Genomic DNA, 25,267 nt, shown 5'->3' with positions numbered 1-25,267 from the left:
CCCTACGCGACGTGCGTGCGTCCGCGAAGCACGCCCTGCACCCGCCGATCGCGCGATTGAGACTATCATTCGCGGATTTCGGCGATTCGCGACTCATTCGCGTTTCGCAAAGAGCGCAAAGCCGCCCCAGGTTTCATGATGCTACGGGAACCCGAAGAAGGCTCTGCAATCCTTGGGTTTTCCGTCGACGGTAGTGACGCGGCGGCGATGGCACGGTCGATGCTCAAAGGATGGGCCGAACGTTAGCGTTTCACGCATCCATTTGTGGAGCGTTCTTAGTCCGATGTTGTTGCCATTCTTTTACCCGAAGCCCGCAGCCGATGAGCAGGAGACTTCGGAGCAGGGAGGATCAGGGGATGTTCGTTCCATCGTTGATGACCTTGGCGCTTGGTTTCGCAGTTACGGTCGCGCTGGCCGTAGTGGACTGGTACGTGTGGCGTACGGCGCCGGTGCTTCCCTACCCTAAGGCGCCCGGCGGCACGCGCTACGCCGACGAGGAAGAGGCGGCTTTCAGGAAGGTCGCGTAGCGAGCCGGTTCGGCCAAGGGGTCAGACAGCGCGAGAGAGGATGGTTGCCATGCTGACGCTGGGACTGACGGTAATCGGAGCGGCCGTCGCGATGCTTTCCTCGTTGGTCGCACCTGAGCATGTCGATCCGATGGGCATGTTCGGACTGCCGCCGGCGCATGCGTTCCGAAGCGACGCGGTGCGCACGGTGAGATGCCCCGTGGCGCGGCCAAGCGCGATTCCTTCGCGGTGCGATGCGGGCGTGCGGCACGAGCAACACACGACGACTCGCGAGGCGGCGTAGTCCGCCCCAAAAGACAGCGGCTTTTGTGCAGGGTTCAGGTGGCCCTGCGAGATGGGAGGAGAGAAGATGCTTACTTCAGTACCGATGCTGCTCCTTGGCTTGGCGGCGATAGCCTCTGTAGGCTCGCTGTTCGGTTACCTGCTCGAACCCGGGCGCGACGGGCGCCCGGCCACGCTGGGGCAATTGATGGCGGACTCGTGCCTCAAGCTCAGCGGCCATCGCTGCGACACGAACGAGGACAAGGACTGGCCGCGCTGGGCGGCATAGGCTCCTGCGCCTGGCGCACAGAGACCAGCACGGGAGAGCCTGCGAAAACGAAGTCTGCGGAGCCCTAAATTCGATCTCGATCGCTCCGGCCACACCGAGACAGTTTGCGACGGTGTGGCCGGCGCTGCTTTCACAGCATGGAATCGGCGACAAACTCTAGAAAGGCCGCTCTTCGTCGCCGAGTTCCTCCGGCGGCCGCACCTCGCGGAAAAACACATAGTAGAGCGCCGCGTTGAGCCCCTGGAGCAGCGCAGCCAGCACGAGCGGCAATTCGAGCGCCGCCTGTTCCATCAGGTAGCCCGCGACATACGGGCTTATCGACGCCCCTAGCTGAGCTGGAAAACTCGCCATTCCCGCGGCGCTCGAACGCTCTGCGGGCGGTATCACGCCCATCAGGAATGACTGGCGCACCGGGATCGACAGTGTGTTGAAGATCATGCGCGCCCCGTACAGCAGCCCCGCCAGCCAGAAGCTCGGCATCAGCACCAGCACGCCGAGCAGGAGCGACGCGATCCCCCGGCATACCACCACCGCCCTGACCGAGCCGAACAGCGCCGCCATCCGACCCGCGAGCAGGTAGGGCGCCGCCGCCAGCAGGTTGAGCATGAAGTACAGCTTGCCGATATCCGCAGCGTCCACTCCGTAGCGCCGGTGGAACCAATAGACCAGCAGCGGGCCGAGCATCCCCACCGCCAGCCCGTTGGTCGCCGCCGTCACCATGAAGCGCGCGACCAGCCGCCAGGAGCGTGGCGACAGTCCGAGGATCAGGCGCCCGCCATCCGCGCCGGCCACATCTTGGATGGTTCGCGCCTCACCGTTGGTGTGCGGACCCGGGTTACGCGCCCTTGCGGAAGCGCTTCGGCTAGCGCCGCGGATCCGCGCCGCGGCGGGGCGATGCGTCTCGCGCACGGGCATCACCACCGCCGCCATCGCCAGCCCGATAAGTCCGGTGAACACGAACAGTGCACGGTAGCCGTCGATCACGGGCAGGCCAAGGATGGTGTGCATCAGGCGCGGCGCCCATGCGATCAGCGAGCCCACCGCGCCGCCGAGCACAGCCAGGAACGACAACGCGCCGAAGACGGTGGTGCGCAGGTAGTCCTCAGCCTGCTCCGCGATAAGCGCCTGTTCGGCCGGATAATAGGGACCGAAGGCGCCGGCGCTGCCCGCGCCCCCGCCGCGGCCGATCGTGCCCGCCGCTGCCGCCGCCGTCAGGACGATGAAGTTGGCTGAGAGGGCGAAGATTACGCCACCCGCCGCGGTCATCAGCGAGAGCAGAATTACCAGCGTCTTGCGGCCGAAGCGGTCCGACAAGAACCCGGTCAGCGCGGAGAGCAGCGCGCTCGCGCCGCCAACGACGGCGAACATCGCGCCCAGGTGCTCCGCGTTGTAGCCCAACGCAGCCAGATAGAGCGGGACGATAATGACCAGGTAGGCTTGCGAGGCACTGCGCAACGCGCGCCCGGCGAACAGGCAGGCGAGGTTGCGATTAAGCCAGTGCGGGCGCAGACCCAACCCCCGACCCGCCGGAGGCCGATAGTCTTCGTCCACGGACAGTTCCCTTTCAGCCCTCGGTTGCAATCGCAGCCGCGCGGGCGGTTCCGACAACCCCCATCCGCAAGGGATGGCGAATCACTCCAGCTCGGAGGCTGCCTGCGTCTCGGCCAGGCCACTGCGCGGCAGCAGCAGCACCAGCGGCAGTGTGAGGAAGGCCAGCACGACGCTCAGATAGTTGGCGTCATTGTAGGCCATCATCGTGGCCTGCCGGTTGAGGATCCCGTTCATCATCGCCAGCGCGCGATGGTGCGCCGCCACTGAGTTGGCGCCGTGATTGAAGAGGAGCGTGACGAAGCCCGTGCCCGCCCTGTGATAGGCGCCGCTGAGCGCGCTCACGTTCTCGACCAGGCTGGCGCGATGGAACTGGGTGCGGCGATCGACGATTGTCGCCAGCACCGCGTAGGCGATGTTGCCGGTGACCCGCCGCGAGAGCGTGTACAGCCCCGAGGCGGCAGTCATGTTGGCGCGCGGCATCGCGGACAGCGTCACCGTGCTCAAATTGACCATCATGATGCCCAGCCCGGCGCCAAGGATGCACAGCGGGCCGGCGAAGCTCCAAAACCCGATTCCAAGTAAAAAGTGCGCGAGCTGCCACTGCGCCAGGATGAGCAGGCAGAGCCCCGCACCCACCAACACCCGCGGGCTCACGTAGTTATACAGCCGCCCCGCGATCGGCATCACCACCAGCATGATCAGCACGCGCGGCAGGAGCACCAGCCCGGCCTGGAACGCCGGATAGTCGAGCAGGTCCTGGGTGAGCTGCGGCAGCAGAAAGGTCGAACCGAACAGCACAAAGCTGACCAGCGCACCCAGCGTCGAACCGACCCTGAGCGCGCGGTTGCGGAACAGGCGCAAGTTGATAATCGGCTCGGCCGATCGCAGCTCCCAGATGACCAGCGTCACCAACGAAATTGCCGCAATCGCGCTGCCCACCACGATCCAGTCGGAGGCGAACCAATCCACCCGCTCGCCGCGCTCGAGCACAATCTGAAGCGCGGTGAGCCCGGCGGTCAGCAGGATGATGCCGAACCAGTCGATGCTCTCGAAGCCGCGCTTGAGATAGGGCGGGTCGTGGACGAAGGCGCTTACCATGATCACACCGGCGATGCAGAACGGAATGTTGATGTAGAAGACCCATTGCCAGCCGTAGTTGTCCACCAGCCATCCGCCGAGCACTGGCCCGATCGCCGGCGCCAGCGTCACCCCCATCGCGAAGATCGCCATCGCCATCCCCTGCTCGGCAGGCGGAAAGGTCTCGCGCGCGATCGCCTGCGAACAGGGAATCAGGCTGCCGCCGCCGATTCCCTGGAGTACGCGGTAGAACAGGATCTGCCCGAACGTGCGCGAGGTCCCGGCGAGCACGGAGCCCGTTGTGAACAGCATCATCGAGGCCAAAAACAGGCGCTTGCGGCCGAGCACGGTGGCCCACCAGGCGGACATCGTGACCATGATGATCTCGGCGATACTGTAGGCGGTGGAGACCCAGGTGATCGTGATGAGGTCCTCGCCGAAGCTGCCCATCATGTGCGGCATCGCGACGTTGACCACGCTCACGTCCATCACGGACAGGAACGTGCCGAGCATCACCGAGGAGACGACCAGCCACTTGCTCGCGCCGGGAGCGTAGAATTCCGGATGGGCCGGGGCGGACGGCGCGGCAATTCCGACGACGCCTTCAGCCACGCACGCCTCCCGGCGCCTGTCGGCGCGCGCGGCACGCCGGGTGCGCCGGTGCGCTGCGAGGCAAGTTGTGTGGCGGCGGGGTCATTGCGGGCGGGCGTGGCGGCTCACGGTGTCGACTAGGATGACATGGAACGTGGCGCGCCGACCAGCGCGCGCCGGAGCCGAGGTTCGAAATGGACAGGCGAGCCGCCAAACCGGGCCGCGGTTATCGGGCTGTCGTCCGACCGGTACGGGGTGCGCGCGAACGGTCCGGCGTGCGCGACCTGCGCGATGTCCGAGGCGCTACGCGCCGGGCGCGTGCAACCCCCTGATCCCATCCGACCTGCTTCATCAGCGTCTGCGCGTTGCTCAGCGCGTAGCCGCCGACGTCGTTGTTGAAGTAGGCGTACACGTCGCGCCCCTCCTCCAGGTACTTCCGCGCGATCGCGGCCCATCGGCGAAGCTCCGCGTCCGAGTACGACGACGCGAACAACTCGCGCGGGCCGTGAAAGCGGAAATAGACGAAGCGCGTGGTCGCGGCGGGCGCGGGCGAGGGGTAGCGGCTGGAGTGTGCGATCACGAGCGCGGCGTCGTGCTGGCGCAACAGCTCCAGCACCTCGTCCGCGAAGCACGAAGAGTGGCGGAATTCGACCGCGATCCGCGCCTGCCGCGTGCGCGCGGCCAGCTTTAGAAAGTGCGCGAGGCGATCGAGGCGCTCGGGAGTGGCGGCGTACGACGGCGGAAGCTGGAGCAGGAACGGCCCAAGCCGGTCATCCAACGCAAGCGCCGGCTCGACGAAGGCCCGCCAGCGCTCGTCGATGCCGTCGAGATGCGCCTGGCTGATTGCGCGCCATACCTTGACCGCCAGCTCGAAGCCGGGAGGCACCTGCTTGAGCCAGTTCTCGTACGTGGCGCGGCGCGGCAGACGATAGAATGAGTAGTTGAGCTCGACGCTGTTGAAACGGCGTGCGTAATAGCTCAGCCACTGGCGCGACGGGAGGTCCTCCGGGTAGAAGCTCCCGCGCCAGCCGTAGTAGTTCCATCCAGAGGTCCCGACGAACAGCCGCGCCATTACCGATAGCGTATCGCGCGCGACGGGCTCATGAGAACGGGAAGAAAACTCGCCTTTGACGGGCTCAGCGGCTTTTCAACCGGCGGCCGGCGGTCCTAGGATACGGATGCCGGGCGATGACGCGTCGGCGCACCCGGTCGATTGCAGGGAGGTAGTCGCATGGCTTGCGCAGCGCCGCATAATCCGCCGTTTCGTGCCGATCACGTGGGGAGCTTCCTGCGCCCCGCCGAGCTGCTCAACGCGCGCGCAGACCACGAGGCCGGCAAGATCACGGCCGCCCGACTGCGCGCGATCGAGGACGAGGCAATCGGCGCCGTCGTCAAGTTCCAGGAGAGCGTCGGCCTTCAGTCGATAACCGACGGCGAGTATCGCCGCGCGGTATTCTACACCGCCTTTTATAGCGCGCTGGGCGATCTTGCCGCCCGCTACGACACCTCGGGCCAGGAATGGTCGTTCGTCGATCGCGCGGGCAACCGGCTGCCGCTGATCATCCCGGAGGTCCGCTCGCGTCTGCGCTGGCGGGGGCCGATCCATGTCGGCGACTTCGACTACATCCGCTCGCTCACCACGCGCACGCCCAAAATCACGATCCCCTCGCCCACCATCCTTCACCTGCGCGCGGGCCGCGCGCACATCAGCCGCACCGCCTATCCCGACCTCGATCTGTTCTGGGAAGACATCGTCGACGCCTTCCACAAGGAGCTGCGCGCGCTGGCCGACGCCGGATGCCGTTACGTGCAGATCGACGAGACCACGCTCGCCTCGCTCAGCGACACCACGAGCTGGGAGTATCTCAGGGAGCGCGGCGAGGACGGGCGCAAGCTGCTGCTCGAAACCTACCCGGAAATCATGAACCGGGCCTTTGGCGGACGGCCGCCCGGGTTGCATCTCGCGATGCACATCTGCCGCGGCAACAACCAAAGTTACTGGAGCGCTTCGGGCGGCTATGACCTGGTCGCCGACGTACTGTTCAATCGAATCAACGTCGATTCCTATTTTCTGGAGTACGACACGCCGCGCGCGGGCACCTTCGAGCCATTGCGCTTCGTGCCTCGGCACAAGACCGTCGTGCTCGGGCTGGTTTCGACCAAGTTCGACGAGATGGAGACCAAAGACGGACTCAAGCGCCGGATCGACGAGGCCGCAAAGTACCTCGACCTCGACCAGCTCTCGTTGAGCCCGCAATGCGGCTTCGCGAGCACCGCACCCGGTAACAGGATCAGCCTGGCGACCCAGGAGGCGAAGCTGAGGCTGGTGGTCGAAGTCGCGCGCGAGGTCTGGGGCGACTGACCGCGAGTGCGGCGTGCGCCGCATTTTGCTAGATCACTGGCATCGAACGCGATTGCAACGATCCGCACGAGGTGTATGTCATGGAGTACAACGTCATCGATGCGGACGGCCACATTCTCGAGCCGCCCGATCTGTGGGAGAGGTACATCGACCCGCGCTTTCGCGAGAGCTGCCCCAAGCTGCTGATCGACGCCGAGGGCAACGAGTCCTTCCGCGTTGACGAGCATTTCACTTTCGGCCTGCGCTTCAGCAAGACGGGGCCGGCTACGCTCGGCGGGCTGGGCTCGATCGGCTCGCGCGACGGCAGCGTTTCCAAGCGCATCCCCTACCTCGAAGGGCGCAAGGGCGGCTTCGACCCTCATGCGCGCATCCCCGACATGGATCGCGAGGGTATCGACGCGGCCTTTCTCTACCCGAGCCTCGGGCTGTTTCTCGGCGGGATGCGCGACCCCGACCTCGCCGCGGCGTCGTGCCGGGCGTACAACCGATGGCTCGCCGACTACTGCAAGCCGTACCCCCAGCGGCTGTTCGGCGCGGCGATGCTGCCGATGCAGTCGTCGATCGAGCAGATCGTCGACGAGGTGCGCTTCGCGCGCAAGGAACTGGGTTTCCGCACGGGCTTCGTGCGTCCCAACCCCTACAACGGGCGCACGCTGCACGACCCGGCTTACTATCCGCTATGGGAGGAGGCGCAGGAGCTCGACTTTGCGATCGGCGTTCACGGCGGCTCCGAGAGCGCCCAGGAGACGCTGGCGATGGATCGCTTCAAGCGCGGCGGCGCGGTGCGCCACGTGGTGGCCCATACGTTCGAGATGATGGCGGCGTCGACCAGCTTCATCATGTGCGGCGTATGCGACAAATTTCCGCGCCTGCGAGTGGCCTTCCTCGAAGCGGGCGGCGGATGGATGGCGGGATGGCTGGACCGGATGGATCGCCATTTCGACGATCTCGGCATGAACGACACCGGGCTGACCATGCGGCCGAGCGAGATCTACCGCCGCCAGTGCTTCACCTCGTTCGAGCCGGTCGAGGGCAGCCTCAAGCTGCTCGCCGACTATCTCGGCGCGGATACCATCCTGTGGGCGACCGATTATCCCCATCTCGACGGCTTCTGGGGCGCGGCCAAGATGATCAAGAAGATGGGCCTGCCGCCGGATGCGCTGGCCGCGGTGCTCGCCGGCGGTGCCAAACGCTTCTACAACCTGCACTGAGCGGCGCCAGGCGAGGGAACGCCGGATGCTCTGACCGCTCTCCCCTCGTGCGGCTCAGATTATTTTCGACTCGCGCAAGCGGCGGCGCTCGGCTTCGTCGATCCCCAATTCGGCCAGAACTTCGTCGGTATGCGCGCCGAGCGCGGGAGCGGCAGCGCGGATCGCAAGCGGAGTACGCGAGAATTTGGCCGGAGGCGCGGTGAGCGGCACCGGCCGGCCGTTCTCCTGCGCGACTGGGCGCAGCATCTCGCGCGCGATCACGTGCGAGTCGCGCGCCGCCTCCCCGTAGGTGCGCACGGGTCCCGCTGGAATCCCCTCGCGCGCGCAGATTCCGACCGCCTCGGCCACGGTCCGCCCCGCCATCCACTCGGAAACCATCGCGTTGACCCGGCCGCGATGTCTGACCCGGTCGGCCTGCGTCGCATAGTCCGGATCAGCGGCCGCGTCTCCGCGGCCCATCACCCGCGCGAGCTTGCGCCAATGCGCGTCGAGCAGCACGGCGAAGAACACCGCGCCGTCGCGGCATCGGTACACCCCGACCGGCGCCGCGTAATGCGACTCGTTGCCCATCCGCGGCGGCTCCAGGCCCATCGCGCCCAGCGTCAGCATCCCGTTGGACTGGAACAGCAGCGTGTCCATCAGCGCGATATCCACGTGCTGTCCTTCGCCGGTCGCGTCGCGATGGCGCAGCGCGGCCAGCGCGGCGAGCGCGCCGTGCAGGCCGGCGACGTCGTCGCCGATGTAGGTCGCGCAGCGCATCGGCTCCCCGTCCGGTTCGCCGTTGCGCGCCATGAAACCGGATTCGGCCTCGACGATGGGATCGTAGCCCGGCCGGTCGTGCCCGGGGCCCCACTGGCCGAAGCCGCTTATCGAGACGTACACGATATCCGGCTTCACGCGGCGCACGTCGGCGTAGCCCACGCCCCAGCGCGCCAGCGTGCCCGGGCGGAAGTTTTCAACCACGGCGTCCGCGCGCGCGGCCAGCTTGAGGAAGATCTCGCGCCCTTCGGGACGGCGCAGGTCGAGCGTGAGGCTGCGCTTGTTGCGGTTGACGGTCGCGTGGAGATAGCTGATCCGGCCCGTGACGAACGGCGGCAGGCGGCGGGTGACCTCGCCCTTCGGCTCCTCGACCTTGATCACGTCGGCGCCGAGATCGGCGAGCAGGCAGGCGCACATCGGGCCGGCCCAACTGGTGGTCGCCTCCAGCACGCGCACCCCGGCAAGCGGTCCCGCCAGGTCGCGGCGCGCCTCGCGCCAGAACTCCGCCTTGTCCATGTCTCCTCCCTCGGCCGCCGATTCCGCCGTCGGGGAAAATCGTACTGCGCCCGATGCGGCGCTGACAAATCCACTGGCGCGCAGACAACGCCGCGGTTACTGTGAAGCGCAGCATCGAGGCAACCGCGGATGGCAGAGGCGCAGTTTTGGATCGGAGTTCACGCGGTGATCGCCGAGCACCGGCGAATCGTGGTCCTCAGGCGTGCGGCGCGGATGCCCTACCGGCCCGGCCACTGGGACCTTCCCGGAGGCCATCTCGCGCTGGGCGAGGAGTTCGAGCAATGCCTGATGCGCGAAGTCGCCGAGGAAACCGGGCTGGAGGTCGAGATCGAGCGGATGCTGGGGTTGCACAAGCTGCCGCCCGACCCCTACGTTCAGGCGCTTTATGCGTGCCGGCCGGCGGGCGAGCGGCGCGCGCTTAAATTGCGCCCGGACGAACACATCGAGGGGCGATGGGTGAGCCTCGCCGAGCTGGCCGCGATGCGCGACCTGATCCCGTACCTGGCGCGGATGCTCAAGCTCGGGATGCTGGACTACCTGAAGTAGCGCGCAGGCGCGCGAGGCGGCCCCACCAGTAACCGACGAAATTCGCGCATTCGAGCTGGTGGTAAATGACCCGTTCGCGGTCGCCGCGCGCCCCGGCCGCCGCCATCCGCCACGCGTTGCGCGCGAGCTTGTCGAGCCGGTTATGCGAGCGCCCGCGCGCAAGCGCGGTGCCGACGCCGAAGGCGAATGCCTTGCGCACCAGGTAGCGGCGGTTCATCCGCGCCGCCGGCACCAGGTGGAAAACGCGCGCGCCAGGCACGAAGCCCATCGCCCCGCCCCGCGCGATGATCCGCGCGAACAGCTCGGTGTCCTCGCCCGAGAGCGGATTGCCGCCGACCACGCCGAGATCCTCGCGGAAGCGGCCGAAACGCTCGAAGCACGAGCGGCGGAAGCCCGCATTGGCGCTGAAGTAATTGTGCAGCGCCTCGGCCGCGGCGGGCGGCGCAGACGCAAGCGCCCGCTCATCGTGCACGGCGAAGCGCACGTACAACGAGGGCCCCAACCAAGGCGGCGGCGCCACCTCCCATCGCGGCAGCACCATCCCACACGCCGCATCCAGTCCGCGCCGCTCCATCTCGGCCAGCATCTCGCGCGCCCAATCAGGCTCGGCCACGGCGTCGTCGTCAATGAACAGGATGAAGCCACCGCGCGCCTCGTCCAGCGCGCGGTTGCGGGCGAAGCTCGACCCGGTGCGCGGCTCAAACACGCGGCGCATCGCAAACGGCGCATGCGCCGCGCTTTCCTCGACCACCGCCGCTGTGTGATCGGTTGAATTGTTGTCCACCACCACGCACTCGGCCGTCACGCCCTCGGGCAGCCGCTGCGCGGCCAGGCTCCTTAACGTGTCGCCGAGGGTAGCGGCCCGATTGTGGGTCGGCACCGCGAGCGTGAGCCGGAGTGTCACTTGCCTCTGTGCCGCAAATTGCGCCTATTGCGCGCGCTCCGGTGCGGCGCGGACGCCGGAGGAGCCGATGGCGTCTGATGAGCGGTGGGCGACGCGGAGGGCGAACCCGGCGGCGACGCCGAGGCGCCGGGCGTCGGAGTGGGCAGCGCAAGCTTCGGCAGTGGCGCGCTCGACTGCGAAAAGACGATCGAGCCAACAACCAGGTTCGGTTCGGACTGCTGCTGAAGCGCGGGCGGCGCGGCCAGTTCGAAGCCGAAACTGCGCGTCTCGCCAGGCACCAGCGGCAGCACCGGCACGGAGTAGCCGGTGAACTCGATCGGCGTAACGACCACGTTATGGCTTTCCTGGAAAAGCGCCTTGCGCTGGCTATTGCGTCCGGCGTACCAGGTCACGGTCAGCCGCACGTCATCGATACCACGGTCGCCGGCGTTGGTTATTTTGCCAAAGATCGCGGGCACCCGCGCCTCCGATTCCTTGACCGCGACGTCGCTCAGCACGAGCTTGGGGATGTATGCGCGAGCGGCGGGGAGCTGCGCCTGGATGTTCCGGATCGCTTTCAGCTCGCGCCGAAAGAGGAACTCCATCCCACGGCTGCCGGTAAAAGGGTCCCCCGAAAGTTGCGCGAGGATTGCGTCCCAGGCGGCCTCGGCCTTCGCATAGTCGTGGCTGTGATAGATGCCAACCGCCTCGCGATGGCGGTCCATGATCTGGTCGCGGCGCGCGAAGTCGGCGAGCACGCGCCATCGATGCTGCTGCTTGACCATCACTACCGCGTCGGAGAACCGGAGCCTGGGGTAATCGCCGCTCTGGAGCGAGCGGTCGGCGGCCGCGTTGGCCGACTCGTCGGGCCCCACCGTCGCGTCGATCGTGCGCTCCCACAGCGCCAAGTCCGGCATCACGACCCTGACCGGCACCACCGCGCGCTCGCCGGTCACCTGCGCGTCGCCGACCTCGTAGCGCATGCTGAACAGGACGGCGCGAAACCATACCGGGTCAACGTTGGGCGCCATCGGAATCTCGGCGAGGAACTGCTTGAGCGTGCGCGCGCTGCGGTCCTCCGCCGTGAGCATCGCGTAGCAGGCCGGATAGTTGAATTGCTGGAGGTCGGCCAGATAGGTCGCGGCCAGATTTTTCGGCGACTGGCCGCATCCGACAAGCGCCAGCCCGGCCAGCAACACGATCGATGCAAGCGCCGCGCGCCCGCCTCCGCCCCGCCCCTGCCGATCACTCATCCGCTGGTCCGCTTCCGGGATCGTGCGCGGCGGCGGCTCAGCGCCGCGCACTCGCCCGCGGCATCTGCTTGAGTTCGACGACGTTGCCCTCGAAGTCACGCACGTAGATCGACAGCCCGAATCCGCGCGCACCATAGCGCGTCTGCGGCTCGTCCTGCATCACCTCGACGCCCTGCGCGCGCAAGTAGCGCGCGGTCTCGGCAAGGTCGTCGGTCTCGACGCCGAGACAGAAGTGATCGACGTTGCGGCCCTCCTCGTCACGGGCGGCGGCAGGCACGAGGTCGAGCATGCTTGTGCCGGCGCGCAACTGGATAAGGCCGATCTGCTCGAGGCGGCGCTCCTCGGCAAGCCCGAGGACGCGGGTGTAGAAGTCGAGCGCACGCGCCTGGTCGCGGCAGCGCAGCACGACGTGGTCGAGTTCGGCAACCTTGAATCGCGCCTCCATCGCAATGCCTCCCGGCGCCCGCGCCGTTCAGCGCTCGGCTGGCAGGTGCGCGTCGTCCCAGTCGAGCATCCCGCCCCTGAGATTGAAGACATGTTCGAAACCGAGGCCGGCCAGAATCGCCGCCGCCGTCGTGCTGCGCACGCCCGCGCGGCAGATCACCACGATGTCCCTATCCTTGAAATCCGCAAGCTCGGCCGGCGCACGCTCGGGCAACTCGCGCAACGGAATCAGGCGCGCCCCGGGGATATGGCCGAGCTCCCCGTGGAACTCCTCGGGCTCGCGCACGTCGAGCAGAAGCGGAGCGCCCGGAGCCGCGATCCGCGTGGCGACCTCGGCCGGCGTGAGCTGGCGCACCGAGTTGAGCTGGGCGAGGGTCGGAAAGCGCATTGCCGCGGCCTCGATCTCGCTCTGGTTCGGTTGCAGCGCTTCCTGGATCCCCTCGGGCAGGGGCAGACCGAGATTGTTCATCAGCTGTATATAAGCCTCGCGCGAGCGGCCGGCCACGCGCGGATTGCTCGCCTTCTCCTCGGCGATCGTGGAACGGGTGTGTCCGCGATAGTCGTGCGCCGGGCACACGATGGTCGAGTCGGGCAGCGCAAACAGCTTGCGCGTGATCGAATCGTACTCCTGGCCCGGGTCGCCGCCGGCGAAGTCGGCGCGCCCGGTGCCATGGATGAGCAGGCAATCGCCCGTGAATACGCGCTCGCCGTCGTAGATGCTGACCGAGTCGGGTGTATGCCCCGGCGTGTGGAGCACGCGGAGCTCGAAATCGCCGACGATCAGCCGCTGGCCGTCCTCAACGTGCATCCTGACGTGTGGCGCCGGGGCGCGCCGATGCATCGCGACTGGGGTGTCGGTGAGCTCGCCGAGTTCGTGCGCGCCGCTGCGATGGTCGGCATGGGTGTGAGTGTCGATTATCAGGTCGAGCTTGAGGCCGTGATAGGCGAGCACGCCGAGGTAGCGTTCGATACGGTCCTTGAGCGGGTCGATAATCACGGCGCGCGACGTGCTCTCCGAGGCGAGCAGATAGGTCTTGCACTTGAAGTTGTTCAGTTCGCGAAAAATCATGGCCGTCTTCTCCACGGCGGACTCGGCGCGCCCGGTACGTTGCTGCACGCTGAGAGACGTCGTGCCGCCCTCGGCGCCGCCGGTATCTCCCCCACAAAAGCGAGCCGCTCCCGACTATAGCGCCGCACGCGATGCTGTGTGAACGGCCCTGCGTCACGCCGCCCAACTCGGCGGCGCGCAAACGGCTGCGGCCGGACAAACGCGCGCGGCCGCTCGCTACGACGGCCTTGACCGGCGGACAGCCGCCCCCGATCATGCCCGCGGTGGAACTCAACGTCGCCCTCGCGCTAGCGATCTTCGCCTTCACCTACTTCGTCCTCGCGGTGGGCAACTTCCCGGGGCTTAAGCTCGACCGCACCGGGGCGGCGCTGGTGGGCGCGCTTGCGATGGTGCTGAGCGGCACGCTGGGCAAACGGGCGGCGTTCGACGCGATCGACTTTCCGACCCTCCTGCTGCTGTTCGGGATGATGATCGTCGTCGCCAATCTGCGCCTGTCGGGGGCGTTCGAACTGGCTGCGCGATGGCTTCTGGCACGCGCGCGTTCGGGCTTCGGCCTGCTCGCGATGACCGTGCTCATCTCCGGCCTGCTCGCCGCCTTCTTCATCAACGACGTCGTGTGCCTGGCGCTGGCGCCGCCGCTTATCGAACTGAGCCGCCTGCTCGAGATGGACGCCGCGCCGCTGCTGCTCGCGCTCGCCACCGCAAGCAACATCGGCAGCGTCGCCACGCTCACCGGCAATCCGCAAAACATGATCGTCGCCGGCTTCGCCCATCTCGGCTATGCGGCCTTCGCCGCGCGTCTGGCGCCGGTCGCGATCGTCGGGCTGATCGTCGACTACGCGGTCATCGCATGGCTCTACCGCTGCCCCCTGCGGCGCATCCGGCGTTCCGCCGCACTCACTCCGCCCCGCCCGGCGCAGACGCGGCACTGGGCGCTGATCAAATCGGCGCTCGTTGCCGTGGCCGTGCTCGCGGGTTTCGCGCTCGGCTATTCGACATGGCTGGTCGCGATGGCGGGCGGCGCGGCGCTCCTGTTCACGCGGCGCACGCCGCCCGAGTCGGTTTACGGGCTGGTGGACTGGACGTTGCTCGTGATGTTCGCCGGATTGTTCGTTGTGGTCGCCGGCGCCGAGACGACCGGCGTGCAGAACGACCTCCTGCGCATGGCCGGTCCGGGGCGGCTGCATCAGCCTGGTGCGCTCGCGGCGCTGGTCGCGATTCTCTCCAATCTGGTGAGCAACGTGCCGGCGGTAATGCTATTCCGCCCGATCTACGCGCAGCTCGATCACGGCGGCGCAGCCGGCCTGATACTCGCCAGCGCGAGCACGCTCGCGGGCAATCTCACGTTGCTCGGATCGATCGCCAACCTGATCGTGGTCGAGCAGGCGCGCCGCGAAGGAATCACGATAAGCTTCGTCGATTACCTGCGAGTCGGCCTGCCGGTGACGCTGGTGACGCTTGTCCTCGACGTGGTCTGGCTGCGTCTGCTCGGCTAGGCGACGGTCGCGGGCGGGAATTTGAATCGCACCACTTCGGCCGTGCGCGCCGCCTCGGCCACCATCGCCTCGACGTCGAACGCGCGCTCGGCGGCCGCCACCTGGTCCGGATTGGCATGCGTCTCGGGATGGGGTGGGACGAACAGCGAGCAGCAGTCCTGGTCGGGCTGGATCGAGGTTTCAAAGGTGCCGAGCCGGCGCGCCTGCTCGACGATCTCATTCTTGTCCATCCCGACCAGCGGGCGCAGTATCGGCATCGGCGCGGCCGCCTCGATCACGGCCATGTTTTCGAGCGTCTGCGAGGCGACCTGACCGAGGCTTTCGCCGGTCACCAGCACGGTTGCACCGACGCGGCGCGCAAGCGCGCCCGCGATCCGCACCATGAAGCGGCGATAGAGCACAACGCGCAGCGGACGCGGCGCGCGCGCGACGATTTCGCGCTGCACGTCGGCGAAGGCGACCAACATCAGCGCGCTATGCGCCTGGTAGTGGGTGAGATGCTCGGCCAACTCGGCGGCTTTTTCGCGGCTGGCGGCCGATACCAGGGGATGGCTGTGGAAGTGGACGAAGTCGAGTCTGAGCCCCCGGCGCATCATCCGATACGCGGCCACCGGCGAGTCGATTCCGCCCGAGAGCAATGCGACGCCGCGGCCAGTGACTCCCACCGGCAGGCCGCCCGCGCCCGCCAGCTTGCCCGCCGAGACGTAGGCCGCGTCAGGAAGAATCTCGATCGCGATGGTCAGCGCGGGATTCTCAAGGTTAACTTTAAGTCCGGTCGCACCCCCAACCGCGGCCCCGACTTCGCGGTCGATTTCCATCGAGTTGAACGCAAAGCGCTTGTCGGCGCGGGTCGCGCTGATGCGAAAGGAGACTGCGTCGGGATGGCGGCGCGCAATCTCGATCGCCTCGCGCTTGAGCGCCTCGAGCTCGCGTGGCAGCGCGCGGCAGATCGAAAAATTCTGCAGGCCGAAGACCAGCGCGGCGCGCGCGGCGGCAAGTCGCTCGTCAACGGCGTCGGGCAACTCGACGATAAGCCGCGGTCCCTCGCCGCGCATCGCGCCCAGCGGCAGGTCGGCAAAGGCGGCGCGCAGGTTCTGCTTGAGCTGATCGACGAAGCGCCACTGGTTTCGCCCCTTGAGCGCGATTTCATGATATCTTCCGATCAGGTAGCGCATCGTGACCGTTTCAATCGCGGACTTGCCCGCAGCCGTCTCCCAAGCCTACGCGCCATCGGCGACCCCGCGCCAGCGGGGACGCAGCGCGCCGGAGCGCACGCCGGCAAGAGTCAGGACTCCTACATGAGCGCAGGCAACGGAATCAATCATCACCGGCTCGAGCGGTTGCGCGCGGCGCTCGAGCCGGCCGACCGGATCGCCACTCATCGTGGCGGCAACCGCCGCGCGGCGGCGGTGCTGATGCCGCTCTTCGAACGGGCCGGCAATCTTCATCTGCTCTTCATCCGGCGCTCCGACCACGTTGAAAGCCATCGCGGACAGGTCGCCTTCCCCGGCGGCCGCGTCGATCCGGCCGACCCGAGCTTGCTCTATACGGCCCTGCGCGAAGCGCACGAGGAGGTCGGAATCGAGCCGGCGAGCGTGCAGGTCCTCGGCGGTTTTCAGGGCGCGGTCGCGCGCGTGAGCGAAATCCACGTGACCCCGTTCGTCGGCGTTATCCCGCACGCCGACAGCTTGCGCGCCAATCCCAAGGAGGTCGCCGCGGTCTTCGACGTGCCGATGAGCGCGCTGAGCGACCCGCGCTACCGCAAGACCTACCGTTTCGATCGCGGCGGCGGCGTTATCACCGAGCATCCGGCGATCTCATACGGCGGCCAGATCATCTGGGGGCTCACTCTGCGCTTCACCGAGGAGATGCTGCGCCGCATGCACGGCGCGGCCTCGGGGTAGCCGCGCACGCTCAATGCCGCGCCATTAGTTCGAAATAGGAAACGTCGATCAGCGCCCGCGCCCCGACGCCAAGCGCCCGCAACAGCTCGTCCACCTCGGCGCGCGCGGCTCCGGCGTCCGCGCGTTGGCCCAGCACGGCCTCGATCTCGCCGAAGGTGCCCAGGCCCTCGACGCGGTCGAGATGGAAGCGCACGTTGCGGCGCATAAGCAGCGTGCGATGCTTGCGGACTTCGGCGAGGATGCCGAGCGCGCGGGCGAGTATCTCGCGCGTGCGCGTGGCCTCTGCCACCGGAACCATCTCATAGCGGCTGAGCATCAACGCGCCGTCTCCGCCGCGCGCGTATTGAATGAGCCACGCATCGGGCGGCTGTTCGCGCAGCTTGAGCTTGCCCTGTGCGACGGGAAAGAACGTATCGCGCTGGGTCAAGCTCGCAACGGCGACGTAGCCGAGGGCGAGCGCGGCGGCGCGTGCGGCCTCGAGGTCGGCAAGTCTGAACTTGGCCTCCAGGTTGCGCATCGTAAGCGTACCGGCCGAGTTTAGCCCGCCCGTTCGGCGATTCGCCACGGCTTTGATCGCCGCCGCGGCGGCAGGTGGAATGTCTGCGCGCCATCGCGCGACTTGACAGTGCGCGAAGGCGCCGCATAGGCTCGCACGATCGCAAGCCGATCCGGATGGAACCTAAGGAAACAGAACGCGAGGACGCCAGGTTGCGCGAGCTCGGGTTCGACCCCGCGGCGGCGCCGGAGGAGGCGCTCGCGCGCCTGCGCGAGCTGCGCGGCAGGCCCGGCGTCAGCGACGGCGCGGTGGCCCGCGCGCTGGGCGGCATCGCGAGCGCGGAAGCGGCGGCAATGCTCGCCGCGATGGAGCGCGGGGCCACCGGCGTGCTGCGCCGCGAGGTCCGCCGCGCCCTGTTTCGTCTGCGCCAGCGCGGCGTCGCAGCGGCGGCCGAGCCGGCGTCAGCTCCCACCGCTCGGTCAGCGATGGCCGCGGCGGGCGAGCCGGGGCTCAGCGCGCTGTTCTCGCCGATCGATGCCGACGGCGCCCGCGTCGTCTGGCTGCTCAAGAACCGGCGCGGCGAAATCGCATGCCTGTGGGGCCTGGTCTCCGAAACCGAAGGGCTTATCAACGTCCGGCTTAGCCAACGAGGGCGGCGTGAGCTGCGCGACGAACGCGCCGAGTTCGAACGGCGCACCGGAGTGCGAATGGTGGAGGGCGACGGGCGGCTCGGCGACTTCGTTCTGTGCGAAGCCTATCGCCGGACGCCCGAGGACAAGCGCAAGCAGGTCGGAAGCTTTCTTGCCCTGCGCGCCGAGCTGGTCGCCGCGCCGCCGCCGGCTGAAATCGACCATCCAATATACGCCGAGATGGCCTCGGCGCTGACGCGCGAGCCGTCACCGGAGCTGCTTAAGGAGCCCGAACTCGCCGGCTGGAAATTCGCGGCCGACGAGATCAAATCTTACATCGACGAGATCAGGTCGATCCGCGAAAGCGTCCTGGTACTCAACCGCGTGCAGCAGGAAGAGCGAATCAATACGGTCATCGAGCGCGCGGTCGACGAGCTGCTCACAGGCGAACGCGCCTATCGCGTGCGGCGTCACCTCGAAGATACCGCCTACTACCTCGCGCGCAGCGGACGCCCCGAGGCCGCGGGATGGGCCGCGGCGGCGGCCGCACGGCTGCGCGACGGGGCCGACCTGCGGCGTGTCGCGTTCTTTCAGGCCCTCGTGCGCGCGCAACTCGGAGCGGCATTTGCCGAGGAGCGCGAGAAGGAACGCGAAGAGCCGCGGCTGATCATGACGCCGGCCGAGGCAATGCGCGCGCAGATGCAGGCGGCGCGCGGCCGCCGGCGCTAGCATGAGGTCTGAAGTAACACTTGATATCTGAAACCCGCCCGAAGCGCCGCCCATGATCGATGAGAAACCGCTCGCCGGCGTGCGCGTGCTCGATTTGAGCCGCGTGCTTGCCGGACCGTTCTGCGGCATGAACCTCGCCGACCTCGGCGCCGAGGTGATCAAGATTGAATTGCCCGGGCGTGGGGACGACTCGCGCGGCTACGCGCCGCGCATCCCCAACTCCGAGGACTCCGGCTACTTCTACAGCGTCAACCGCGGCAAGCTCAGCGTTACGATCGATCTGCGCGAACCCGACGGCGCGGCGGTCGCGCTTGACCTCGTGCGCCATGCCGACGTGGTACTGGAGAATTTCGCGCCGGGCACGATGGAGCGTTTCGGGCTCAGCTACGCGCGGCTGGCCGAGTCTAACCCGCGGATCATCCTGTGCTCCATCTCGGGCTTCGGACAGAGTGGGCCGATGGCGTCGGCGCCGGCGTACGACATCGTGGCCCAGGCGCTGGGCGGCACGATGAGCATCACGGGACCGGCGGGCGGCGACCCGACGCGCTGCGGGGTGTCGATCGGCGACCTCGCGGCGGCGCTCTACGGCGTGATCGCGATCCTCGCCGCGCTGCGGCTGCGCGAGCGAACCGGCGTGGGGCGCCATCTGGACGTCGCGATGCTCGACTGCCAGGTCGCGCTGCTCGAAGACGCGCTCGCGCGCTACTCGGCGACCGGCGAGGTGCCCGGGCCGCTGGGCTCGCGCCATCCGTCGATCACGCCGTTCCAGCAGTTCCGCGCCGCCGACGGCTACTTCGTCGCCGGGGCCGGAAACGAATCGTTATGGCAGCGCTTCTGCGAGGCGATCGGGATGCCGGAGCTGAAGAGCGACCCGCGTTTCAAACTCAACGCCGATCGCACGGCGAACCACGCACGGCTCGAACCGATTCTCCAGCGCCATTTCGCCTCGCAGCCGCGCGATCATTGGCTGGGCCGGCTCAACGAGGCGGGCGTGCCGTGCGCGCCGATCGCCAACGTTGCCGAGGTCGCGCGCAATCCGCATCTCGAAGCACGCCGGATGATCCTGCGTGCCGATCATCCCGCGTTCGACGGTTTGATTGTGCCGGGCTCACCGCTCAGGAACGCGGGCTCCAATGCCGAGCCCGACACGCGCTCGCCTGCGCTGGGCGAGCACACCGAACGCGTCCTGCGCGAGGTCGCCGGCTACGACCTCGCACACATCGCCGACCTCCGCCGCCGCGGTATCATCTAAAGAAAGGACGCTTTTCGCCTTCCTTTCAGGGAAGCGGGCGGGCATCAGGTGGCACCTTTATCAGCTTGATGGACCGAAGCCCGCGCCGCTCGGAGAGAGCGGACCGCTACAAGCCCAGTTCGGCGCGGGGGCGGGTCAGCGTATCGATCACCGCGTACATGATCGCGCGCGCGGTGCGGACCAGATCGGGCACCGCGACGACGCCCATCCCGCCCAGCCCCTGGCGGAACTCCGGCGGGCAATCGCGCGGCGGGGCTGGAAATCCGATCCGTGCACACGGAATCCCCATCCGGCGAATCAACGCGCCATCGGTCTGACCGCCAAGCGGCGGCGGGTCGCCGTGCGGACGCCCGGCGACGCGCTCCCATCCGCGCCGGCACGACTGGATGATCCAGTTCTCCGGATCGGTTGCGCCGCCGGCGACCGCGCCTATCATCTCCCATTCCACCGCGACCTCCGGATGGTGCGCCGCGATCTCGGTCATCGCCTCGGCAAACTGCGCGCGCACCGCGGCCGGCGTCGTGTGCGGATTGCATCTGAGGTCGAGATAGATTTCCGTCGTGGCCGAGGGAAACGCCGGCCGCTCGGGCCAGCCCGCGCGCACCGCCGCGATCTGGCCTTCGGCCTTGATCGCGGCCGAACTGTTGCGCGCGGTGTATTGCGCAATCCACGCCTCGAGCTCCTCGATCACGCGCGCCGCGGGCACGATTGAACCCTGGAACCCGGGCGCGCCGCGGGGCGTCCCCGCGTAGCCGAGCGTGCCGCGCACGCTCACCTTGAACCAGCACATCCCGGGCTCCTCGGCGAACACGCGCCACACCGGCTTCATAATGATCGCAAAGTCGGGCGCGACACCGCGCGAGAGCAGATGATAGAGCCCGCTGCTCATCCCCCAATGGCGCCGCGCGGCGACGTCGACCGGCATCCCGCCGCCGGCAAACGCCACAATCAGGTCGCCGCGGATCGGAATCATGGCATCGGAAAGCGCCGCCGCAATCTCGGCCAGCGTGGCGACCATCGACTTCGGATTCGCCGCGCCGAGCCCATAGACGAAATCTCCCTCGGCCGCCGCCCTGGAGATCATGTCGCGGCGCAGCACGGGGCCGGCCCACGGAACATCCTTGTCGGGATCGCCTTCGAGATTGGTATCGACCGGCGCGTAGAGCATCAACGTGGCGCCACCGCCGCTGCCGCGCAGCTCGGCCACCGCGTTGCCGGTTGCCTCGTCGATCGGCTGGTAGAAGGCGCGCGCGCCGCCGACATGCTCGCGCATCCACGCCGCGACGAACTCGCTCGCCGCGCGTTCGGCGCCGGTGGGACTTGGAATATCGACAAGCGCGAGGAGCAGGTGTTTGAGCCGCTCGGCGTCAATTCGCGCGGATGCCTCGGCGTACCATCGCTCCTGCTCGGCCGTCAGCGCCAGTTGCCGCGTCTCAGATCCCATCGCGCCCCCTGCCCTGCCTGCTCATCGCGCGAGCGCCGGCCGGCCGCGTAGCGGCTCCCCTTCGTCCGGCGGCGGCATCGGCGGGATCGAGGCCGGCGCACGATCCGCTGCGCCGTTGAAAAGCGCGCGTGCCGCCCTGGCCGCAAAGGCCAGCCCGACGCGTGCGAGAACCAGGGGCTGGTAAAGGTCAGACAGCGGGCGGGTCAGTTGCGCAACTTCAACCAGGACCCGGCGCACCGCAGGATCTTTCGCCGCTATCCCTAAGCCGTCGAGATAGCGGTTGAACAGCTTCATCGACAGCGGCCGCTCGCCAAGAGTGAACGGGAAGCGCAGGTCGACGCCGGCCGAGAGCAGCCAGGGATCGTGCTGGATCCGAGCCTGCGCGGCAAAGAACTCGCGCGCAAACTGGGGCGCGTCGGGCGGGTATTTCTCAAGGCATACGCGCAGCATCGTGGCCGACAGCGCCAGCGCCGTCATCCCTTGCGCATAGACCGGGTTGTAATGGCAGAATGCGTCGCCGATCGCGACGAAACCGTCCAGCCGCTCGTTCCATCGCTCGTAGTGCCGCCAGCGGTTGCGAATCGCGCGGTTGGCGTATACCGGCGAGATTGGCTCCATCAGGCGCGCCATCTCGGCGACGATCGGCGAGCGCAGCCGCCGGAGCAGCGCCATGAATTCATCCGCGTGGGTCGGCGGGTAACGGCGGTTGAAGCCGGAGAGCGTCAGATGCCAGCGGCCGTGCTCCTTGAGCTGGAAATTGGCTTCAGTCAGATCGTCGGGGCGACGGCGGATATAGGCGCCGGCCGCCCACCACCAGTCGCTCGGCCACTTGACCGGCGGCGGCCCCTGGAACCAACGCGACGAATAGCCGGCAAGCGGATCAACCACGCTCTCGCGCGGCGCAGTCACTCCCGCCGCTTCGAGCCACATCGGCGCGCGCGACACCGCGCCGCTCGCATCGACGACCAGATCCGCCTCGAGTATTCGCTCGGGCCCGCCGGCGTGCGCGGGCAAACGCACACCCACGCATCGCGCACGTCCGCCGTCGCGCACCACCTTGAGTCCGGTCACCGGGGCGCGCTCGCGCAGCTCGACCTTTGGCAGTTGGCGGAACAGCTCGCGCACGCACGACTCGATGAGCTCGCGGCTCGCGCTCAGGAACTTGAGCCCGCTGCGGTAGCGCGGTTGCCATCCCTCAGCCCGTAGCACTGCGAAGTCCCAGGTATGGTCATGAAACGTCGCGCCCTTGTCGACCACCATCCGCTCGAAGCCCGGGAAGGCGCGCTCGTATTCGTTGAGCCCGCGCACCAGCAATCCGTGAACGTGGCGGGCCTGCGGGACGCCGGCGCGGTCCTCGGCACCGGCGGGAAAGCTGTCGCGGTCGAGCACGCTGACGTGATCGAAGAAGTCGGCGAGCATGCGCCCGGCAAACAGTCCCGAGAAGCTGCCGCCGATTACGACTGCATGCGTCGTGGCCATCTGCAACGCCTTGGGCGCGACGACCGCGGCGCGCGATGCGCGCCGCTTGCGTCACCGCCCCTGCGCGATTGTAGTCCTCCGCCGGCTGAAGCGTAACCGCCCGGCGCTCCCGCTCGACCGATTACGTTCACCTCCGCACCGCCCTACCGTGCGCCGGCATTCTGCGCCGCCGGCGGCGCATTCGTTGCGCTGGCGACGAAGCGCTCGGCGAAGATCCGCTCCGGAGGCACGCCCAGCTCGGTTAGCCGCCGGCGCGCCGCCTCGATCATCGGCGGCGGCCCACACACGTACGCCGACGCCTCCGGGTCGCCGAGCGGCTGGTGGCCGAGCGCGTCCACCGCCGTCCCCTGGATAAGCCCGCTTGCCGGATCATCGACGCGGTCGGCGCTCAGACGCACGCTGAGCTCCGGCATCCACCACTGCCGCAATTCAATCTCGTCGCGATAGAAGAACGTCTTGTCGCTGGCGCAGCCGAAGCTCAGAATCATCTTCGGCCGCGGGCCGCCGCCGCGCCGGATCGCGTCGAGCATCGCCAGGATCGGCGCAAGCCCGGTGCCGCCGGCCACGAAGACGCGCGTCCCTTTGCCCGGATGCAGGATGAAGGCGCCGAGGGGACCTTCGATCTCCAGTCTGTCGCCCGCTCGCGCGCACCCACGCAGATATTCCGACATCACGCCGCCCGGCAAAATCCGCACCAGGAATGCCGCAACGGGCAACTCGCGCGGCGTCGTGCACATCGAGTACGAGCGCCACTCCTCGCTGCCCGGCACCTTTATCCTCACGTACTGGCCGGCGCGAAACGCAAAGCTCGAGCGCGGCGGCAGTGTGACCGTCAGCCGCGCAACCGAGTCCGCCGGCCACTCGACCGACTTGACGCGCGCCTCGAAGCTCCGCCGCTCGCCCTGGTAGATGAGCGTGCTCGGATAGTGCAGGCCGACGACGCTATCGGCGAGCGCGTGCGCGCTGCATAGCAGGCGTTTGCCCTCGGCGACCTCGGCGGCAATTAGCGCGAGCGCCCGGTCGCGCACCATCTCGACGGCGCCGCTTTCGAGCCGCGCCACGCAGGTCGAACAACTACCCGAGCGACACTGGTGGACCAGCGGGACCCCCTGGCGCAGCGCGGCGTCAAGCACGAACTCCCGCGCGCCCACGTCGATTGCTTTTTCGAGGCCGTCCTCAAAGCGCAGGATTACGCGATGCGCATGCGCCGCGGATGGATCGTGGCTGGTCATCGCGCGTTCGAGGCTCGGCGCGCCGCCTCAGTGGCCGTCGGCGGTCGCGGGCGGTTCCTGGATGCCGCGGTTGAAGCGCGCGGCGACTTTGCGCCAGGTGATAACCGCGGCGTCGAAGGCGCATAGCGTCTCGCGGTTCCAGCCGTCGCCGCGCTCGTAGAACTCCTGCATCGCCTCGCGTGCGAAGAGGTCGTTGTCGTTGAAGTCGCGCAGCGCGAGCGGCTCGAAGAAATTGTCGTAGAGGTAGTCGGCCTCGCGCCGCTCGTCTTCGTTGCGGCAGCGGCCAACCAGCACCTCCCAGTACTCGTGGCGCTTGTCGTCGATCGGCACGTACCACTCATACTGCGCCCATCCCGGAGCCGGCCAGTGCTCGACCAGCAGGATGCCCGGCAGGTAGGTCGAGGTGCGCGCGTAGTACGACTTTTTGCCGCGCGCGCGCAGCTTGACCGCCGGGTTCTCCATGATGAACTTGTACGAGCGCGTGTTGTACATGTTCATGATGCCCTTGGGGCCGTCGGGGACGTCGATGATCCTGATTGCGTCCTCGCCGATCGGCTCGACGCCTAATCCGAGCTTGCGGTCGGTGGCGGCCACGATCTGATTGTCCCAATGGATGAGCAGATGGCCGGGGTCGAAGCCATTCTCGGTCGCCAGACGCCAGTTGGAGTTGCCGGTGCGATGGATCCCGCGGACGTAGGCGTGATCGTCGAGGATGTGCGCGACCGGGTTCGTATCGTCGGTGATCCGGATCGGCAGGTCGCACTCCAGCGCGGGCAGCGGAGCAAAATCCTCGTCGCCGACGAAAACGAAAATGATCCCGGCGCGCTCGGCAACCGCGTAGGTGCGGATGCGGACCTTGCCGATCAGCGGATCGTCAGGCGAGGCGACGATCGTCTTAAGCACGCCATCGGCAAGCCGGTAGGTGAAGCCGTGGTACCAACAGCTCAGCGTGTCGGCGGTCAGGCACATCGGGCGCAGCGAGAGCCGCACGCCGCGATGGGCGCAACGGTCCTGGAGCGCGTACACGCGCCCCCCCGAACGGCGCAGCACAATCGGATGGCCCGCGATGGTGACGCCCTTGAGGCCGTTCTCGGCCAGCTCGTGGCTGAAGAGCGCGGGGTACCAGGCGTTCTTGAAGCCCCAGTCCGCCTCGATGTAGGGCGCATACTGGCGGCTGGCGGAGATTGCCGAGAGCCTGTCGCCGGCGGCCATAGTTTACCCTCCATGCGCGCCTGCGCGACGCGCATGATAGAGTGATGGACCGGCC

24 protein-coding genes are annotated in these 25,267 nt (G+C 67.9%); 10 read left to right on the top strand and 14 right to left on the bottom strand.

Translation table 11 applies throughout. The features are described from left to right. Nucleotides 1–356 precede the first annotated feature (356 nt). The 3 genes from VFB33_12055 to VFB33_12045 all read left to right on the top strand — a co-directional run bounded on the left by VFB33_12055 (nt 357) and on the right by VFB33_12045 (nt 1,077). Nucleotides 357–527, top strand: coding sequence for a hypothetical protein (locus tag VFB33_12055; protein ID HZO82417.1), 171 nt, complete (start codon nt 357–359; stop codon nt 525–527). Nucleotides 528–576: 49 nt separating this feature from the next. Further along, nucleotides 577–810 carry a hypothetical protein gene (locus VFB33_12050; GenBank protein ID HZO82416.1) on the top strand — a complete coding sequence of 78 codons (234 nt, stop codon included), beginning with the start codon at nt 577–579 and terminating at the stop codon, nt 808–810. A 66-nt stretch (nt 811–876) separates the two neighbouring features. Then, nucleotides 877–1,077, top strand: a complete 201-nt coding sequence (locus VFB33_12045; GenBank protein ID HZO82415.1) for a hypothetical protein — start codon at nt 877–879, stop codon at nt 1,075–1,077. A 156-nt stretch (nt 1,078–1,233) separates the two neighbouring features. On the opposite strand, the gene VFB33_12040 is transcribed toward VFB33_12045, so the two are convergent. From VFB33_12040 to VFB33_12030, 3 genes are all read right to left on the bottom strand, one after another. Continuing rightward, nucleotides 1,234–2,628, bottom strand: a complete 1,395-nt coding sequence (locus VFB33_12040; GenBank protein ID HZO82414.1) for an MFS transporter — start codon at nt 2,626–2,628, stop codon at nt 1,234–1,236. 81 nt (nt 2,629–2,709) lie between these two features. After that, nucleotides 2,710–4,317 (bottom strand): DHA2 family efflux MFS transporter permease subunit, encoded by a 1,608-nt coding sequence (locus VFB33_12035; protein ID HZO82413.1) that lies wholly within the window; start codon nt 4,315–4,317, stop codon nt 2,710–2,712. Between the two features lie 205 nt (nt 4,318–4,522). Continuing rightward, entirely contained in the window at nt 4,523–5,368 is an 846-nt protein-coding gene (locus VFB33_12030; GenBank protein ID HZO82412.1) for a DUF72 domain-containing protein, read from the bottom strand. Between the two features lie 159 nt (nt 5,369–5,527). Here VFB33_12030 and VFB33_12025 point away from each other — a divergent pair, with 159 nt between their 5' ends. Together VFB33_12025 and VFB33_12020 are read left to right on the top strand one after the other, a co-directional pair. Continuing rightward, nucleotides 5,528–6,658 carry a 5-methyltetrahydropteroyltriglutamate--homocysteine S-methyltransferase gene (locus VFB33_12025; protein HZO82411.1) on the top strand — a complete coding sequence of 377 codons (1,131 nt, stop codon included), beginning with the start codon at nt 5,528–5,530 and terminating at the stop codon, nt 6,656–6,658. A gap of 80 nt (nt 6,659–6,738) precedes the next feature. Then, the gene (locus VFB33_12020) at nt 6,739–7,869 is read left to right on the top strand and encodes an amidohydrolase family protein (GenBank protein ID HZO82410.1); all 1,131 of its coding nucleotides are present in this window, start codon (nt 6,739–6,741) and stop codon (nt 7,867–7,869) included. Nucleotides 7,870–7,923: 54 nt separating this feature from the next. On the opposite strand, the gene VFB33_12015 is transcribed toward VFB33_12020, so the two are convergent. After that, complete coding sequence (locus tag VFB33_12015; GenBank protein ID HZO82409.1) at nt 7,924–9,144, bottom strand: CoA transferase; 1,221 nt, start codon at nt 9,142–9,144, stop codon at nt 7,924–7,926. Nucleotides 9,145–9,273: 129 nt separating this feature from the next. On the opposite strand from VFB33_12015, the gene VFB33_12010 reads away from it, so the two are divergent. Beyond that, nucleotides 9,274–9,690 carry an NUDIX hydrolase gene (locus tag VFB33_12010; protein ID HZO82408.1) on the top strand — a complete coding sequence of 139 codons (417 nt, stop codon included), beginning with the start codon at nt 9,274–9,276 and terminating at the stop codon, nt 9,688–9,690. Here VFB33_12010 and VFB33_12005 read toward each other — a convergent pair. From VFB33_12005 to VFB33_11990, 4 genes are read right to left on the bottom strand one after another with little or no spacing between them, the layout of a single operon-like run. Then, on the bottom strand, nt 9,659–10,594 hold the full coding sequence (locus VFB33_12005) for a glycosyltransferase (GenBank protein HZO82407.1): 936 nt from the start codon (nt 10,592–10,594) through the stop codon (nt 9,659–9,661). The genes VFB33_12010 and VFB33_12005 overlap by 32 nt on opposite strands. After that, nucleotides 10,591–11,826 (bottom strand): hypothetical protein, encoded by a 1,236-nt coding sequence (locus tag VFB33_12000; GenBank protein HZO82406.1) that lies wholly within the window; start codon nt 11,824–11,826, stop codon nt 10,591–10,593. Before VFB33_12000 ends, VFB33_12005 begins: the two co-directional genes overlap by 4 nt. Nucleotides 11,827–11,863: 37 nt before the next feature. Then, nucleotides 11,864–12,271: a VOC family protein gene (locus tag VFB33_11995; GenBank protein HZO82405.1), complete on the bottom strand. Its 408-nt coding sequence runs from the start codon at nt 12,269–12,271 to the stop codon at nt 11,864–11,866. Nucleotides 12,272–12,298: 27 nt separating this feature from the next. Continuing rightward, nucleotides 12,299–13,339, bottom strand: a complete 1,041-nt coding sequence (locus tag VFB33_11990; protein HZO82404.1) for an MBL fold metallo-hydrolase — start codon at nt 13,337–13,339, stop codon at nt 12,299–12,301. A gap of 254 nt (nt 13,340–13,593) precedes the next feature. On the opposite strand from VFB33_11990, the gene VFB33_11985 reads away from it, so the two are divergent. Further along, a complete protein-coding gene (locus VFB33_11985) occupies nt 13,594–14,835 on the top strand; it encodes an anion transporter (protein HZO82403.1) in 1,242 nt (413 codons plus the stop codon). Here VFB33_11985 and thiI read toward each other — a convergent pair. After that, complete coding sequence (gene thiI, locus VFB33_11980) at nt 14,832–16,010, bottom strand: tRNA uracil 4-sulfurtransferase ThiI (protein ID HZO82402.1); 1,179 nt, start codon at nt 16,008–16,010, stop codon at nt 14,832–14,834. The genes VFB33_11985 and thiI overlap by 4 nt on opposite strands. A 123-nt stretch (nt 16,011–16,133) precedes the next feature. On the opposite strand from thiI, the gene VFB33_11975 reads away from it, so the two are divergent. After that, nucleotides 16,134–16,739 (top strand): CoA pyrophosphatase, encoded by a 606-nt coding sequence (locus VFB33_11975; protein HZO82401.1) that lies wholly within the window; start codon nt 16,134–16,136, stop codon nt 16,737–16,739. A 10-nt stretch (nt 16,740–16,749) separates the two neighbouring features. On the opposite strand, the gene VFB33_11970 is transcribed toward VFB33_11975, so the two are convergent. Further along, nucleotides 16,750–17,304 (bottom strand): class IV adenylate cyclase, encoded by a 555-nt coding sequence (locus tag VFB33_11970; protein ID HZO82400.1) that lies wholly within the window; start codon nt 17,302–17,304, stop codon nt 16,750–16,752. 107 nt (nt 17,305–17,411) lie between these two features. On the opposite strand from VFB33_11970, the gene VFB33_11965 reads away from it, so the two are divergent. Both VFB33_11965 and VFB33_11960 read left to right on the top strand, forming a co-directional pair. Further along, on the top strand, nt 17,412–18,593 hold the full coding sequence (locus VFB33_11965) for a hypothetical protein (GenBank protein ID HZO82399.1): 1,182 nt from the start codon (nt 17,412–17,414) through the stop codon (nt 18,591–18,593). Nucleotides 18,594–18,645: 52 nt separating this feature from the next. Continuing rightward, nucleotides 18,646–19,845, top strand: coding sequence for a CaiB/BaiF CoA-transferase family protein (locus tag VFB33_11960; protein ID HZO82398.1), 1,200 nt, complete (start codon nt 18,646–18,648; stop codon nt 19,843–19,845). 106 nt (nt 19,846–19,951) lie between these two features. Here VFB33_11960 and VFB33_11955 read toward each other — a convergent pair whose 3' ends face one another. The 4 genes from VFB33_11955 to VFB33_11940 form a co-directional block, all read right to left on the bottom strand. After that, nucleotides 19,952–21,289 carry a hypothetical protein gene (locus tag VFB33_11955; GenBank protein HZO82397.1) on the bottom strand — a complete coding sequence of 446 codons (1,338 nt, stop codon included), beginning with the start codon at nt 21,287–21,289 and terminating at the stop codon, nt 19,952–19,954. 21 nt (nt 21,290–21,310) lie between these two features. After that, complete coding sequence (locus VFB33_11950; protein ID HZO82396.1) at nt 21,311–22,768, bottom strand: hypothetical protein; 1,458 nt, start codon at nt 22,766–22,768, stop codon at nt 21,311–21,313. A 143-nt stretch (nt 22,769–22,911) separates the two neighbouring features. Beyond that, on the bottom strand, nt 22,912–24,000 hold the full coding sequence (locus VFB33_11945; protein ID HZO82395.1) for an FAD-binding oxidoreductase: 1,089 nt from the start codon (nt 23,998–24,000) through the stop codon (nt 22,912–22,914). 27 nt (nt 24,001–24,027) lie between these two features. Next, nucleotides 24,028–25,212 (bottom strand): Rieske 2Fe-2S domain-containing protein, encoded by a 1,185-nt coding sequence (locus tag VFB33_11940; GenBank protein ID HZO82394.1) that lies wholly within the window; start codon nt 25,210–25,212, stop codon nt 24,028–24,030. Nucleotides 25,213–25,267: the final 55 nt, after the last annotated feature.

The organism is Candidatus Binataceae bacterium (assembly GCA_035650475.1).
GTDB lineage: Bacteria > Desulfobacterota > Binatia > Binatales > Binataceae > JAKAVN01.
Note: the sequence above shows the minus strand (reverse complement) of the source record. Positions and strands in the feature narration are given on the sequence as shown.